Genomic DNA, 14,416 nt, shown 5'->3' on the forward strand with positions numbered 1-14,416 from the left:
CGGTTGGACAGGAATGGGAGCCGGCTGCGCGGCGAGGCGGGTGGTTTCGTCAGCATAGGCGAAGTCGCGCGCGGGTGCGGGGGTTGTTGCGACTACCATTCGCTGCGTGCGGAAGCGGGCCGGGGTAAGCGTGCGGTGGACGCCATCGCGATTGCCGGCGCGCCGGCGTCTTGCGACAATCGTCGGACAGAACGACATTAGAGACAGAAGGTGATTTATGCGGCGCTTGCCCTCGCTGATCGCGTTGCGCTTTTTTGAAGAGACGGCGCGGCATATGAGCTTCAACCGGGCAGCCACCGCGCTGTGCGTCACGCAAGGCGCGGTGAGCCGGCAGATCAAACTGCTCGAGGAATCGCTCGGCGCGAAGCTGTTCGAGCGCGATCACAAGGGGATTCGCCTGACGCCGGCCGGCGTGCAGTTCCTGCCGTGTCTGACACAGGCGTTCGATACGATCGAGCACGGCTTTCGCGAGATCAGCGTGGCGAAGGGCCGGCGCCGTCTCGTAGTTGCTGTGCCGCCGACCTTCGCCACGCAGTGGTTCTCGCCACGGCTCGGCTCGCTGGCGATCGAATTGCCCGACGTCGAGCTGTCGATCCGGACCGAGCCGAGCGCCGACTGCCACTGCCAGATCCGCTTTGCACGCCACGCGCTGCCCGACTCGCATTCCGAACTGCTGATGACGGAGCGGCACGTGCTGGTCGGCGCGCCGTCGCTGCTCGCGCGGCCGCTCGATGCGCTGCTCGATTCTCTGCCCGCGCTGCACGTGCTGCACAACGACGCTCGCCTCGAACTCTGGCCGAACTGGCTCGCTAAAGCCGGACTGCCCGCGCGTTACTCGGAAAACGGCATCGAATTCTCGACGCTCGAACAGGCGATTCGCGCCGCGAGCAAAGGCGCGGGTCTGGCGATCGTCGATCGCAACATGATCGTCGATGAACTCGCGAACGGCACGCTTGCGCAGTTTTCCGACGTCGAGGTGACGGGGCCGTTCGGTTACTGGCTCGACATCGCGCAGGCGCACGCGGGGTTCGAGTATGTGCAGGCGTTCGGAAGCTGGTTGCGCGACGAGGTGTTGAAAATCCAGTGATGGCTGCGCTTGCCGCGCAGCGCACAAAAGAAAAAGCCGCGTAGAACGCGGCTCTTTACCTGCGAAACCCGCGGACTTGCGGGCTTACATCGCCTTCCGGAACGGCGCCCCCGAGTGCTCGCGCAACTCGTTGAACACGATCTTCGGCCACGCCTTCTGCGCGACTTCGATCTCCGACACGTGCGAGGCCAGATAGGTCGGCGCATCGGACGCATCGAGCGCGATCCGCGCCGAGTACGAATCGGTGAAGCGGCGCAGTTCGGCCGCATCGTCGCAGGTCACCCAGCGCGACAGGCGGTAGCGCGCCGGCGCCATGCGAACGTCGACCTTGTACTCGGTCGACAGACGATGCGACACCACTTCGAACTGCAGCTGCCCGACCGCGCCGAGAATCATCAGACCGCCCGCTTCGGGACGGAACACCTGGATCGCGCCTTCCTCACCGAGCTGTTTCAGCGCTTCGCCGAGCTGCTTCGCGCGCATCGGATCGACCACTTCGACGGTCTGGAAAATTTCCGGCGCGAAGAACGGCAGGCCGACGAACTGCAGCTGCTCGCCTTCGGTCAGCGTGTCGCCGAGACTCAGCGTGCCATGGTTCGGAATACCGATGATGTCGCCCGGATACGCCTCGCTCACCGTCTCGCGACGCTGCGACAGGAACGTGACCACGTTGTTCGCGCGGAACGTCTTGTTCGAGCGCGTGACCTTCACCGCCATGCCGCGCTCGAAACGTCCCGAGCACACGCGGATGAACGCGACGCGGTCGCGGTGCGCGAGGTCCATGTTCGCCTGCACCTTGAACACGACGCCGGTGAACTTCGGCTCTTCCGGCTGCACCGGGCGCTGCACGGTCATGCGCATCGACGGCGGCGGCGCGAGGTCGACCAGCGCGTCGAGAATTTCCTTCACGCCGAAGTTGTTGATCGCCGAGCCGAATAGCACCGGCGACTGCTGGCCGGCGAGGAACTGGTCGCGGTCGAACTCGTGCGTCGCGCCGCTGATCAGGTCGATTTCTTCCTTCGCCCGCACCCACGCGTGGCCGAAACGGCGCTCGCCTTCCTCGTTGCTGAGTGCCTGCAGCGTTTCGACCGCGCCGCCGGCCGTGTCCTGACCGGCACGGAATACGCGCACCTGATCGCGCTGGACGTCGTAGACGCCCTGGAAATCCTTGCCCATGCCGATCGGCCACGTGAACGGCACCGCCGCTACGCCAAGGTGCTGCTCGATTTCGTCGAGCAGGTCGAGCGGCTCGCGCACTTCGCGGTCGAGCTTGTTGATGAACGTGACGATCGGCGTCTTGCGGCTGCGGCAGACTTCGAGCAGCTTCAGCGTCTGCGCTTCGACGCCGTTCGCGCCGTCGATCACCATCACGGCTGCGTCGACCGCGGTCAGCACACGGTAGGTATCTTCGGAGAAGTCCTCGTGGCCCGGCGTGTCGAGCAGGTTGATCACGCATTCGCCGTACTCGAACTGCATCACCGAGCTCGCGACCGAAATGCCGCGCTGCTTTTCGATTTCCATCCAGTCGGACGTCGCGTAGCGGTTGCTCTTGCGGCCCTTCACGGTACCGGCGATCTGGATCGCGCCCGAGAACAGCAACAGCTTTTCGGTGAGCGTGGTTTTACCCGCGTCCGGGTGGGAAATGACCGCGAACGTGCGGCGGCGTTTGAGTTCGGAGACTGACATCGGGTCTGGCGGTCACGGAAAGGGGTTCGGGCGGTTCCCGGCGACCCTGGGCGGCCGGTATGCCGCGCGTGGCGCGGCGGCGTCGAGCTGCGGGAGTCGGGCGCGAGCCGGAATCGGCCGGCGCTCGCGCCGCGTTTCGAAAACGGGTGGCGAACGGGTCACGACCCAACGTTCGACGATGCGGGAATCGCTGGCGCAAAAACGGCGCAAGGTGCGAATGATACACGCCTAGCGCGACGGCCGGGGGAAAGGGGTTCGGCGCCAGACGGTAGCGGTCTCCGCGCGGGCCGGGGGGAGCGGCCGCGCGATCGGGGCCGCGCGGCCGCGTGGAGGGGGAGAAAGCGGCCGGGGCTATACCCCGCTCGCCTGATTCAACGTCAGATGGCGAGTTTCGGGCGCCCACGCGATCGACACGATCATGCCGAGCAGCAGCACCGCCGCGAGCACCATCATCGTGATGTGAAACCCGAGGTGAACGATGCCGAGCGGCAGCAGGAACGTGCCGACCGCCGAGCCGAGCCGGCTGCACGCGATCGCGAGCCCGACGCCGCACGCACGCACCTCGGTCGGGAAACACTCCGGCGGAAACACGCCGACCAGATTCGAGAACGCCGACATCGTCAGCGTGAAGACCGCGAACGCGACGATCATGCCGACGCTCGCCGACGCCGGCAGCAGACTCAGCACGATCAGCGACACACACGTCACCGCGAACGAGCCGATCAGGAACACGCGCCGCGGCAGCTTGATCGTGAGCCAGATGCCGATCAGCGCGCCGAGCACCAGAAAGCCATTGAGCAGGAAGTCCGCGCCCGAGTTCTCGCTCAGGTGGATCGCCTTCAGGATAGTCGGCAGGAACGTATAGATCGCGAAGTACGGAATCACGAGGCACACGAAGAACGCGCAGTTGAAGATCGTGCGGCGAATCAGGTCCGGTTTGAACAGGCGCATGAAGCCGCCGTGCGCCGCCGCGTGGCCGTCGCCGCCAAGGTCGAGCGTGACGTTCGCGCCGAAGTGCTTCGTGACGATCGCGCGCGCTTCCGCGATGCGGCCTTTGCCGTGCAGCCAGCGCGGCGACTCCGGCGTGCCCATGCGCAGGACCAGCACGCACAGCGCCGGCACGCCCGCCGACGCCAGCAGCCAGCGCCACGCATCGGGCGACGCGTCGGCGTAATGCATACCAAGCACGTTCGCGATCACGTAGCCGACCGTCCATACCACGCTGAACGAGCCGAGCAGCGTGCCGCGATGCTTGCGCGGCGAGAATTCGGCAAGGATCGCGTGCCCGACCGCGAAATCGCCGCCCATGCCGAAGCCGATCAGCATTCGCAGCAGACACAGCTCCGCAGGCGAGCGCACATAAAACTGCGCAAACGCGGCCGCCGTGATGATCAGAAAGCTCAGCAGAAAAATCTTCTGACGTCCCAAACGATCCGACAGCCAGCCGAACACGAGGCTGCCGATAAAGATACCCAGCAGCGCGGAGCTGCCGACCATGCCCATCCAGAACGCGTCGAGCGGCATCTGCCGGTTCATCGATGCGAGCGCGTAGCCGATCGTGCCGAGCGCGAATCCCTCCGTGAAGTGCGCGCCGAACGTCAGGCCGGCGATCTTCACATGGAACGCGTTCAGCGGAACGTCGTCGAGAGATATGGGTCGCTGCGCGGCGGGTGTCGCCGGCAGATGATGGCCGAGGCCGAGAGCGGCCACCTGTAGGTCCTGATTGCTCACGCTGTCTCCTGTCGATCCGTGGCGCAACCGGCGTTCCCGGCCGCGTCCTCGTGGCTCGCGGCGGCTTCCGTCCGCGGCCCGTTATGCACATTCGCATCAGCCGCCGCCATGTGTAATCAGCCGCGGCACATCATGAAGCTCAACGCCCGAGCCCGCCCATCATCATGTATTTCAGCTCCATGTATTCGTCGAGGCCATACTTCGAGCCTTCGCGTCCAAGCCCCGATTGCTTGACACCGCCGAACGGCGCGACCTCGGTCGACAGGATCCCTTCGTTGATGCCGACCATGCCGCTCTCCAGCGCTTCGCCGACGCGCCAGGCGCGCGCGAGATCACGCGTGTAAAAGTACGCTGAGAGGCCGAAGGGCGTGTCGTTGGCCGCGTCGATCGCTTCCTGTTCGCTGCTGAACCGGAAGCACGCGGCGACCGGGCCGAAAGTTTCCTCGCTCGCGATCAGCATCGAACTCGACGCATCCGCGAGCACGGTCGGCTCGTAAAACGTGCCGCCGAGCGCATGCGGCTTGCCGCCGGTCAGCACTCGCGCGCCCTTGTGCAACGCATCGGCGACGTGCGCTTCGACCTTCCTGAAAGCCGCGTGATTGATGAGCGGCCCCTGCTCGACCTCATCGCGCAGCGCATTGCCGACGCGCAGCTTGCGCACCGCCTGAGTCAGCGCCGAAGTGAACGCATCGTAGACGCCGTCCTGCACGTAGAAGCGGTTCACGCACACGCAGGTCTGCCCGGTGTTGCGAAACTTCGACGCCAGCGCGCCCTGCACCGCCGCGTCGATATCGGCGTCGTCGAACACGATGAACGGTGCGTTGCCGCCGAGTTCGAGCGACAGCTTCTTGAGCGTATCGGCCGATTGCCGGGCGAGCAGTTTGCCGACGCGCGTCGAGCCCGTGAACGAGAGCTTGCGCACCACCTGCGATTCCGTGAGCGCGCCGCCGATCGCAACCGCGTCGCCCGACACGATGTTGAACACGCCCGCCGGAATGCCCGCGCGCTCGGCGAGCACCGCGAGCGCGAACGCGGACAGCGGCGTCTCTTCCGACGGCTTCAGCACCATCGTGCAGCCGGCCGCAAGTGCGGGGCCGGCCTTGCGCGTGATCATCGCGAGCGGGAAATTCCACGGCGTGATTGCCGCGACCACGCCGACCGGCTCGCGCGTCACGACGATCTTCGCGTTCGGGTTGGGGCTCGGAATCACGTCGCCGTACGCGCGCTTCGCTTCTTCCGCGAACCACTCGAAAAAACTCGCCGCGTAGCCGACTTCGCCGCGCGCTTCGGCAAGCGGCTTGCCTTGCTCGAGCGTCAACAGTTCGGCGAGTGCTTCGCGATGGTCGAGCATCAGTTCGCCCCAACGCTTGACACGCGCGCCGCGCTCCTTCGCGCTCAGCGCGCGCCAGGCCGGGAACGCGCGCGATGCGGCGGCGACCGCCTGCGCGGCTTCGGCCGCGCCGCCTTTCGCGACGTCGGCGATCACGTCGCCGGTGGCGGGGTTGAGTACCGCGTAGGTATTGCCGCCCGCTGCGTCATACCATTCGCCGCCGATGTAATGCCCGGTACGCAAAAATTCGTTCATGCGGCTTTCTCCAGTGTGTCGGCGAACGTGCCTTGCGCGGGCCGCGGCTCGCGCGCGATCCGTCGTCCGGCGGTGTAGTCGTTGATCAGATCGCAGGGCGTGTAGTTGCGCTCTAGTTCGAACAGCTCGTCGTCGGTGAGCGTCATGCCGAGCGCGGCGCGCGCGCTGTCGAACTGCGCGGGCGTGTCCGCGCCGACCAGCATGCTCGCGACGCCGCGATGATTGAGCACCCACGCCTGCGCGATCTGCGCGGCCGACACGCCGCGCCGCGCCGCCACCCGTGCGACCGACGCCGCGATCTCGCGCGAGGCGCGATCGCCGTACATCTGCGCGGTGAAGAAATCGGTCTGGTTACGCGTCGAATTCGGCTCGCAGGTGAGAAGCCCGCGCGCGAGCGGACTGAACACCGATACGCCGATGCCCTGATCCGCGCAGTACGGAATCATTTCGCGCTCTTCCTCGCGATACGCGAGATTCAACTGCAACTGCATGTTGACGGGCTTGTGCCAGCCGTTGCGCTCGCACACCTGCATGATCTTCGCGAGCTGCCACGTGTACATGGTCGACACGCCGAGATAGCGTGCCTTGCCCGCGCGCACGATATCGTTCATCGCGCCCATCGTTTCCTCGACCGGCGTGTTGACGTCGAAGAAGTGCAGCATATAGATGTCGACGTAGTCCATGCCGAGCCGCGTGAGCGAACCATCGATGCCGTCCATGATGTGCTTGCGCGAATGGCCGCCGGCGTTCTGATACGCGCCCATGTCGTAGCCGACCTTGGTCGTCACGACGATTTCCTCGCGGCGCGCGACGCGCTTCAGGATGCGGCCCACCACCTCCTCGCCGACACCGGTCGAATAGAAGTCGGCGAGGTCGATGAAGTTGACGCCGGCATCGAGCGCATGACGCACGATCGGCTCGCTTTGCGCTTCGTCGAAGATCCACGGCTTCCATTGCGGCGTGCCCATGTTCATCGTGCCGAGGCACAAACGCGAAACCTTCAGGCCGGACTGGCCGAGGGGAATGTATTCCATGCTGGGTGTCTCCGGTTAGTCGCGCTCAGCGCTGATTCGGCGTGTAGAACGGATTCGACACCTCGCGCGCGGCGGCGAACACCTGGTCGCGATGCGGCAGACCCTTCATCGCCGCGAGAATCGCGTTTTTGCACGCGCGGTAGTTGTTCTCGAAGACGGCGTCGAGATCGTCGGTGGCCGGATTGACCCAGTTCGCCGACACCACGACCCAATCGTTCTCCGCTTCGGGCGGCAGCGTGCCGTTCTCCAGCGATTCGGCAACCGCCTTCGCGATGCCGGCCTGCGATGCGCCCCAGGTCGCGTTGCCGTGGAAGTCGCTCGCGATCTGCGCCTTGTTCACGTACAGCGTGAGCGGCTTGGTCGGCACGCCCGGACGCGCGATCACCACGAACGGCGCGTGACCCGCCGAAGGGGTCGCGAGCGCGGTCGCGAATGCCTGCCCCGCCGGCCCGTTGCGCGGGCCGACCAGCACGTTGATGTGCGCGAGATTGACGCCGGGCCCTTCGAAGCCTTCGCCGATAAAGAGAGTTGTGTCCGTCGATACGCTCATGGTCTTTCCGTCGGTTTGAGTGGATGACCGATTGTGGCGCCGGCGTTTCGCGACCCTGTATCGATGAGTTCTGAGCCCGGGTATGAGGCGAACTCAACTCCGGGTTTGCCCCGAGCGGCGGTGCGAGCGTGAGTGCGCCGCGCATCCGTGCGGCGAAAGGTGAGCGTTTTCGGGACTTGCGGCGGCCAGTCGCGATGCGCGGCCAAAGGTGAGGATCGCGAAGCGCATGCGCGCACCTGCTATGGCGCGCGCAGCGCGAACACGATGGGTGGAAAAACGGCGCTCAAGCTTCGCAGCGCTGCGGGCACGCTCCGGCTCGCCGCCTGGAAACGCCCGCCAGCAAAGGCTGGCGCGGGTTTGCAGCGAGCGGTGCACAGCGGCGCGACACGGCCGCGAGCGCTACGCGTGGCGGTGCGCCGCGCGACAAAGCCTGGCTTACCGAAGTATCCCGCGAACTTCGAATGCATCGGCGAATCTGGCTGCACACGTTCAGGTGTCACGCAAAGGTGAGCGTTTTCGGGACCTTCGCAACGGTGCGGAACGAATCAAACTACGCATCACTTCAGAGAACACGGATGCACCGGCATCCACGACGAAGCTCAACCTTCGATCAGAAACCGCTCGCGGTTCTTGCCAACCAGCCAGGCCGGCGAGCGCCCACGGCCGCTCCATGTTTCGCCGGTCTTCGGATTGCGGTACTTGGCGACCGACGTCGTCGACGACTTGCGGCGCGGCTTCGGCGACGCGCTCGTGAAGCCGAGTTCTTCGGCGGTCAGGTCGTATTCGGCAATCTTCTGCCTGATATCCTCGATGGCTTGCGCGACTTCTTTCTCGCGCGCGGCTGCGACTTCCTTGTGGAGCTTTTCGAGCTGCGCAGTCAACTGTTTGTAAGAGGCCATGCCGGCGTTCCCCCTCGGTTGGACGCACTGCGATGAATCGCAATGAATGGTTCGCGCACACTATCAGACGAAAAAATCACAGGATAGTGAATCGCGCGGCCGAGCGCATGCACGGCGGCCGGGCTCAATCGTCGATCGCATCGTAGACGCGGCGTTCGAAGTCGATGGCCATCGGGAAGGGGTCGATCGAGCGGCGCTGGATCAGCATCAGGCCGATCATGTTCTCGACCGGATCGGCGAACCAGCTCGTGCCGTATGCGCCGGGCCAGCCGAACGAGCCTGGCGAGCGATAGCCGAGCGGCAATTGCTGCGCCGGATCGTCGACGATCGACAGGCCGAGGCCGAAGCCCTGCCCCGCCCAGATCACGTGACCGAAGGCGGGCAGGCGGCGCTGGTCGCGGCTCAGGAAATTGCTGCGCATCAGGTCGACCGAGCGATGCGACAGCAGCCGCGTGTCGCCGACGCGGCCGCGCCCGAGCAGCAGTTGCGCGAATTGCAGATAGTCCCCGGCGGTTGAGACCAGCCCGCCGCCGCCGCTCTGAAAGCGCCGCGGATTGGCCCAGCGGCTCGCCGCCGCATGATCCTCGACCACGCGACGCCGCGAACCCGGATCGATGTTGTACGCGGTAGCGAGGCGCCCAAGCTGCGCGTCGGGCACCCAGAACGCGGTGTCGCGCATACCGAGCGGCTCGAAAATGCGCGTGCGGAAAAACTCGCCGAGCGGCATGCCGCTCACGCGTTCGATCAGCACGCCGAGCACGTCGGTCGCCACGCCGTAGTGCCAGCGCGAGCCCGGCTGAAACATCAGCGGCAGTGCGGCGATGCGCGCGAGCCACGCGCTGTTGCCGCCGCTCGCCTCGAAACCGTTGAACGCGGCGGCGTAGGCTTCGGCGAGCGGCCCCGTCGCAGTGAAGTGATACGCGAAGCCCGCGCGATGCGTGAGCAGGTCGAGCACCGTGATCGGCGCGCGGCTCGGATCGGTCTGGTCAAGCGGGCCGGTCGGGTCGCGCAGCACGCGCGGCGCCGCCAGCTCGGGTAGCCATGACGAAATGGGCGCATCGAGCGAGAGGCGGTCTTCCTCGATCAGCATCATGATCGCGGCGCTCGTCACCGGCTTCGTCATCGACGCGATGCGAAACAGCGTGTCGCGCTCCATCGGCAATTGCGCGGCTTCGTCGCGTAGGCCCAGCGGTTCGAAATAGCCGATTTCGCCGCGCCGCCAGACGAGCGATACCACCCCCGCCACCTCGCCCCGCTCCACGTAGCCCTGCATCGCGTTGGTCAACGTCGAAAGCCGGGTCGCGGCAAGTCCTGCTATCTGCATGTTCGTCCTGGGTCGGTGAAAGAAAACGTGCGTGCGCCTCGCGGGCCGCTCGCCCATGTCGCTTTGGCGATTAGACCGAAGATAAAACTTGTCCGGCGAAAACGCACACGACGGATTTCCCGATTGGCGATTCCGATTGACGGACACAGTGACGACATTCAGGCTTTCTGTCGCTTTTCCAGTGCGCAAAGCGCGGCATCGAGGCGTTTGACGCGGGTTGCCTGCGCTGGCACGAGTACCGCACCGGAAACGTGCTCGAGGCGATTGCGCCAGTAAGACAGCGGAATACGGTCTTGTGCGGAAATATGGGAAATTATCTGCTCTAGATGCTCGATGTCTTTTTCGAGTTGCTGATGATTCATTGCTTTCCCCGGATTCTATTGAATTTGTGTTGAAGCAAAAAAATCGAAAGCATGAAGCCGCGTTGGCCCGCGCGACCCGAAGAAATGTCCGCCGGTAGCGGAAAAACCTTCCTGAACCTCTACTGTGTCGGAAAAAACCGGCAGCTTCTTCTCGCCAAGGTTAAATCCCCGACGGTTTGAAAAGAATACTGCTGTCAAACTTCACGTTCCGTTAGCTGCCGCACCGACTTCGTTCGACAGCCTGAAAGGTAAAGATAAATCGTTGTCGGGACGCAAAGGATAATCGGTGCGCGGTGATTCAAGTTGTAAAAATGCAGCGTGTCGGCTTATTTAGCCCAATTCGCATGCCAAACGCTTATCGGACACACATTAGGCGCATGAATTTATGACGGCCATGTGGTAACCGCAATGACACGAGCGTGGTTAAGCGAGCGTATCGGGAATTGCGGGCAAATGACCGGAAACAGGTGAAAGGAGACCGGACGCGGCCAACGGATCGGTCAGCCGGGCGCGCCGGCCTTGCGCCGGCACGTGATCAGGTGCTTACTTCGCGCCCGCGCGGCAGGCGTAGATCAGGCTCGACGTGCCGCCCTCGCTCGACTGGCGCACGACGTCGAACGCGCCGTTGCAACTGGCGGCCGCCTGTTGCGAGCACGAGTCGGAACCGACCGGGCATTGCACGAGCGTGGTCGCGCGGCCATCCGACAGGAACAGCGGCGCGCTGCTGCTGCAACCGCCCAGCGCGACGATCGCGCCGACGGCCAGCATGACGCTCGAGCGGCGAGCGAAGAAGGACAAGCTGCGTTTCATGGAGACCCCGATCACGTCTTGTTTTTCGATCTCGCGATTGTGCCACGCGGCCCTTGCGCTGCGTCAGTTCGCGCGGCGCGGCCGGCCGGGAGGGCGCCGCGCGTCAAACTTCGATGCCGTGCGCGGCGATCTTCTTGTACAGCGTCGCGCGGCCCATGCCGATCTGTTTCGCAGTGTCGATGACGCGGCCGCCGTTCGCGCGCAACGCGTCGCGCAGAAAGCGCTTTTCGAACTCTGCCATCGCGTCGCTCCATGAGGTGGGTTCGGCGGCGGCGACGTCCACGCTGGCGGCCGCGGCAGCCGGGGTCCGCGTCGGCGCAACCGCGCCGCCCTGGCCCGAGCCGATGAATGGCGCAAGCGCGCGCGCATCGATGCGTTCGCTGTCGGACAGCATCACGGCGCGCTCCAATGTGTTGCGCAGCTCGCGCACGTTGCCCGGCCAGTCGTACGCGCACAGCAGCCGCAACGCGTCGTCGTGCAACTCGAAGTGGCTGCCGCCGCGTGCCTGCGCGGCCAGATCTTCGAGCATCGCGTAGGCCAGTGCCTCGATGTCGGACGGCCGCTCGCGCAGCGCGGGCGCGTGGATCGTCAGCACGTTGAGCCGGTAGAACAGGTCCGCGCGAAAACGCCCGGCCGCGACGAGCGCGGGCAGGTCGGCCGAGGTCGCCGCGATGATCCGCACATCCGCGCGCACGACGCGGTTCGAGCCGAGCGGCTCGAACTCCTTGTCCTGCAGTACGCGCAACAGCTTGCCCTGCAATGGCAACGGCATGTCGCCGATCTCGTCGAGAAACAGCGTGCCGCCGTCGGCGAGCTCGAACTTGCCGACCCGCCCCTTGCGATCCGCGCCGGTGTACGCGCCGGGTGCGGCGCCGAAGAACTCGACTTCGAGCAGCGTGTCGGGAATCGCCGCGACGTTGACGCTGACGAGCGGCTTATGGGCGCGCGCCGAGCCGCCGTGAATCGCATGCGCGAGCAGCTCCTTGCCGGTGCCGGTTTCACCGAGCAGCAGCACCGGCGCTTCGAGTTGCGCCGCGCGCCGCGCCTGGCGCTTCACTTCGAGCGATGCCGCGCTGGTGCCGACGAAACTGCCGAACGTATAGCGCGCGCGGCGCGCCTGCGCGAGCGACTGGCGCGTCGCGATCAGCTCCTGCTGCAAGCGCGAGTACTGCGAAAAGAGCGGCGACAGCGCTTTCAGCTCGTCGAACAGCGCGAAGCCGACCGCGCCGATCGTCGCGCCGGCATCGTCCTTCAGCGGCAGCCGCGTGACGACGAGCGGCTCGCGATCCGTCTCCATGATGTCGAGCAGGATCGGCTTGCCGGTATTGACGACCTCGCGCATCAGACTGTTCGGAATCACCGCTTCGCAATCCCGGCCGATCGCCTGCTGCGGGTCCGCAAAGCCGAAGCGCGCCGCATATCGCTTGTTGATCCAGACGACGCGCGCCTGGCCATCTACTATGAAGGTACCTTCGCTGAAGTTTTCGAATGTGCGAAACAGCGAATCCATCGCCCGACGAAGCACGTCGTCATAGGTGGCGGGCAGGCCCGTCCAGTCGGTCATCATGCTGTCGCTGTCTCCGCTTATCGTTTTGACTGCATCAATCTCAATTAGTGGACGAATTTATCTCCAAATTGAGACACCCGACAGGCCTTATGCATCATGACTTACCCTGGTTTCCGGTTATCTTCGCCAGATTGAAGTCCCGTTTCAGAGACGCTTGAGTACAATCCGCCAACGTTGCCCCGGCCGCCGTTGTACGGCCGAGCCAGGCACCACGGCACTTCAGCGGCAAAACGCAATGTGTGGCATGGAACCTGCGTTCCGACCCCGCCGCGCCGTCGCTCGATCAGGACGGCAAATGTGTAGAACAACCAGGCTATGGAGACTCAATGACCTTTCTCATCGTTATCGCCGCGCTGGCGTTTCTGATGTTCGCCGCGTATCGCGGCTACAGCGTGATCCTGTTCGCGCCGATCGCGGCGCTCGCCGCCGTCCTGCTCACCGAGCCCGCCGCCGTCGCGCCGGTCTTCACGAGCATCTTCATGGACAAGATGGTCGGCTTCGTGAAACTGTACTTCCCGGTGTTTCTGCTCGGCGCCGTATTCGGCAAGGTGATCGAGCTGTCGGGCTTCTCGGAATCGATCGTCGCCGCGGCGATCCGCTATATCGGTCGCTCGCGCGCAAACGCGGTGATCGTCGCGGTGTGCGCGCTGCTCACCTACGGCGGGGTGTCGCTGTTCGTCGTCGTGTTCGCGGTCTACCCGTTCGCGGCCGAGCTGTATCGCCAGAGCAACATTCCGAAGCGGCTGATGCCCGGCGCGATCGCGCTCGGCGCGTTCTCGTTCACGATGGACTCGCTGCCCGGCACGCCGCAGATCCAGAACATCATCCCGACGACGTTCTTCAAGACCACCTCGTGGGCCGCGCCGACGCTCGGCGTGCTCGGCTCGGTGTTCATCATCGTGGTCGGTCTGTCGTATCTGGAATGGCGCCGCCGCGCCGCGATGGCGACCGGCGAGGGTTACGGCACCGAACTCGTCAATGAGCCGGAGCGCGTCGAATCGAAGCAGTTGCCGCATCCGCTGCTGGCAATCGCTCCGCTCTTCGTGGTCGGCGTCTCGAACTTCCTGCTGACGCGCTGGATTCCGACCTGGTACGGCCCGACCTTCACGGTCACGCCGGACATCCTGCCGGGGCTGCACGCGCCGGTCGAAACGAGCGTCAAGGCTCTCGTGGGCATTTGGGCCGTGCTGGGCGCGCTGCTGCTCGGCATCGTGGTGGTCGTCGTGACGGCGTTCGGTCGCGTCAGCCAGCGCTTCGCGGTCGGCACCAAGGCGGCGGTGGCGGGCGCGCTGCTGGCGTCGCTCAATACCGCGTCGGAATATGGCTTCGGCGGTGTGATCGCGGCGCTGCCGGGCTTTCTGGTCGTCAGCAATGCGCTGAAGAGCATTCCGAATCCGCTCGTCAACGCCGCGGTGTCGGTCAGCACGCTCGCGGGCATCACGGGTTCGGCATCGGGCGGTATGAGCATTGCGCTCGCCGCGATGTCTGATACGTTCATCAAGGGTGCGCAGGCCGCGAATATTCCGCTCGAGGTGCTGCATCGCGTGGTCGCGATGGCGAGCGGCGGCATGGATACGCTGCCGCACAACGGCGCGGTGATTACGCTGCTCGCCGTGACGGGTCTCACGCATCGGCAGTCGTATCGCGACATCTTCGCGGTCACGGTGATCAAGACGCTCGCGGTGTTCTTCGTGATCGCGGTGTACTACGCGACCGGCCTCGTGTGAACGCCGAATCGGAAAACTGTACTTTTATCTGATAGATCCGCATTACTCCCACCT

Annotated in this window: 13 protein-coding genes; 2 read left to right on the forward strand and 11 right to left on the reverse strand. The window is 65.1% G+C overall.

Annotated features, from left to right (window positions below):
* Positions 1–217 precede the first annotated feature (217 nt).
* The gene (locus EVC45_RS00145) at positions 218–1,087 is read left to right on the forward strand and encodes a LysR family transcriptional regulator (RefSeq protein WP_129956020.1); all 870 of its coding nucleotides are present in this window, start codon (positions 218–220) and stop codon (positions 1,085–1,087) included.
* A gap of 84 nt (positions 1,088–1,171) precedes the next feature.
* Here the strand turns inward: EVC45_RS00145 and EVC45_RS00150 are convergent, their stop codons facing one another.
* From EVC45_RS00150 to EVC45_RS00200, 11 genes are all read right to left on the reverse strand, one after another.
* Positions 1,172–2,773 carry a peptide chain release factor 3 gene (locus EVC45_RS00150; RefSeq protein WP_129956021.1) on the reverse strand — a complete coding sequence of 534 codons (1,602 nt, stop codon included), beginning with the start codon at positions 2,771–2,773 and terminating at the stop codon, positions 1,172–1,174.
* A gap of 351 nt (positions 2,774–3,124) precedes the next feature.
* On the reverse strand, positions 3,125–4,504 hold the full coding sequence (locus EVC45_RS00155; protein ID WP_129956022.1) for an MFS transporter: 1,380 nt from the start codon (positions 4,502–4,504) through the stop codon (positions 3,125–3,127).
* Between the two features lie 139 nt (positions 4,505–4,643).
* The gene (locus EVC45_RS00160) at positions 4,644–6,089 is read right to left on the reverse strand and encodes an NAD-dependent succinate-semialdehyde dehydrogenase (protein ID WP_129956023.1); all 1,446 of its coding nucleotides are present in this window, start codon (positions 6,087–6,089) and stop codon (positions 4,644–4,646) included.
* Complete coding sequence (locus EVC45_RS00165) at positions 6,086–7,123, reverse strand: aldo/keto reductase (protein ID WP_129956024.1); 1,038 nt, start codon at positions 7,121–7,123, stop codon at positions 6,086–6,088. Before EVC45_RS00165 ends, EVC45_RS00160 begins: the two co-directional genes overlap by 4 nt.
* 25 nt (positions 7,124–7,148) lie before the next feature.
* Positions 7,149–7,673: a formaldehyde-activating enzyme gene (gene fae, locus EVC45_RS00170; protein WP_129956025.1), complete on the reverse strand. Its 525-nt coding sequence runs from the start codon at positions 7,671–7,673 to the stop codon at positions 7,149–7,151.
* Between the two features lie 599 nt (positions 7,674–8,272).
* Entirely contained in the window at positions 8,273–8,572 is a 300-nt protein-coding gene (locus tag EVC45_RS00175; protein ID WP_129956026.1) for an H-NS family nucleoid-associated regulatory protein, read from the reverse strand.
* A gap of 124 nt (positions 8,573–8,696) precedes the next feature.
* Positions 8,697–9,896, reverse strand: a complete 1,200-nt coding sequence (locus tag EVC45_RS00180) for a serine hydrolase (RefSeq protein ID WP_129956027.1) — start codon at positions 9,894–9,896, stop codon at positions 8,697–8,699.
* 158 nt (positions 9,897–10,054) lie between these two features.
* Positions 10,055–10,258 carry a hypothetical protein gene (locus EVC45_RS00185; RefSeq protein WP_129956028.1) on the reverse strand — a complete coding sequence of 68 codons (204 nt, stop codon included), beginning with the start codon at positions 10,256–10,258 and terminating at the stop codon, positions 10,055–10,057.
* 15 nt (positions 10,259–10,273) lie between these two features.
* Positions 10,274–10,456, reverse strand: coding sequence for a hypothetical protein (locus EVC45_RS00190; RefSeq protein ID WP_129956029.1), 183 nt, complete (start codon positions 10,454–10,456; stop codon positions 10,274–10,276).
* A 345-nt stretch (positions 10,457–10,801) separates the two neighbouring features.
* Positions 10,802–11,068 carry a hypothetical protein gene (locus EVC45_RS00195; RefSeq protein WP_129956030.1) on the reverse strand — a complete coding sequence of 89 codons (267 nt, stop codon included), beginning with the start codon at positions 11,066–11,068 and terminating at the stop codon, positions 10,802–10,804.
* Positions 11,069–11,171: 103 nt separating this feature from the next.
* A complete protein-coding gene (locus EVC45_RS00200) occupies positions 11,172–12,635 on the reverse strand; it encodes a sigma-54-dependent Fis family transcriptional regulator (protein WP_129956031.1) in 1,464 nt (487 codons plus the stop codon).
* Between the two features lie 326 nt (positions 12,636–12,961).
* Between EVC45_RS00200 and EVC45_RS00205 the strand changes: the two genes are divergently transcribed.
* On the forward strand, positions 12,962–14,362 hold the full coding sequence (locus EVC45_RS00205; RefSeq protein ID WP_129956032.1) for a GntP family permease: 1,401 nt from the start codon (positions 12,962–12,964) through the stop codon (positions 14,360–14,362).
* Positions 14,363–14,416 lie beyond the last annotated feature (54 nt).

The sequence above is a fragment of the Paraburkholderia sp. UYCP14C genome (assembly GCF_004197395.1).
GTDB lineage: Bacteria > Pseudomonadota > Gammaproteobacteria > Burkholderiales > Burkholderiaceae > Paraburkholderia.

Coding starts and splice junctions, on each gene's coding strand:
- EVC45_RS00175 (WP_129956026.1), bottom strand. CDS start 8,572: ATGGCCTCTTACAAACAGTTGACTGCGCAGCTCGAAAAGCTCCACAAG.
- EVC45_RS00150 (WP_129956021.1), bottom strand. CDS start 2,773: ATGTCAGTCTCCGAACTCAAACGCCGCCGCACGTTCGCGGTCATTTCC.
- EVC45_RS00205 (WP_129956032.1), top strand. CDS start 12,962: ATGACCTTTCTCATCGTTATCGCCGCGCTGGCGTTTCTGATGTTCGCC.
- EVC45_RS00180 (WP_129956027.1), bottom strand. CDS start 9,896: ATGCAGATAGCAGGACTTGCCGCGACCCGGCTTTCGACGTTGACCAAC.
- EVC45_RS00145 (WP_129956020.1), top strand. CDS start 218: ATGCGGCGCTTGCCCTCGCTGATCGCGTTGCGCTTTTTTGAAGAGACG.
- fae (WP_129956025.1), bottom strand. CDS start 7,673: ATGAGCGTATCGACGGACACAACTCTCTTTATCGGCGAAGGCTTCGAA.
- EVC45_RS00200 (WP_129956031.1), bottom strand. CDS start 12,635: ATGATGACCGACTGGACGGGCCTGCCCGCCACCTATGACGACGTGCTT.
- EVC45_RS00195 (WP_129956030.1), bottom strand. CDS start 11,068: ATGAAACGCAGCTTGTCCTTCTTCGCTCGCCGCTCGAGCGTCATGCTG.
- EVC45_RS00185 (WP_129956028.1), bottom strand. CDS start 10,258: ATGAATCATCAGCAACTCGAAAAAGACATCGAGCATCTAGAGCAGATA.
- EVC45_RS00165 (WP_129956024.1), bottom strand. CDS start 7,123: ATGGAATACATTCCCCTCGGCCAGTCCGGCCTGAAGGTTTCGCGTTTG.
- EVC45_RS00160 (WP_129956023.1), bottom strand. CDS start 6,089: ATGAACGAATTTTTGCGTACCGGGCATTACATCGGCGGCGAATGGTAT.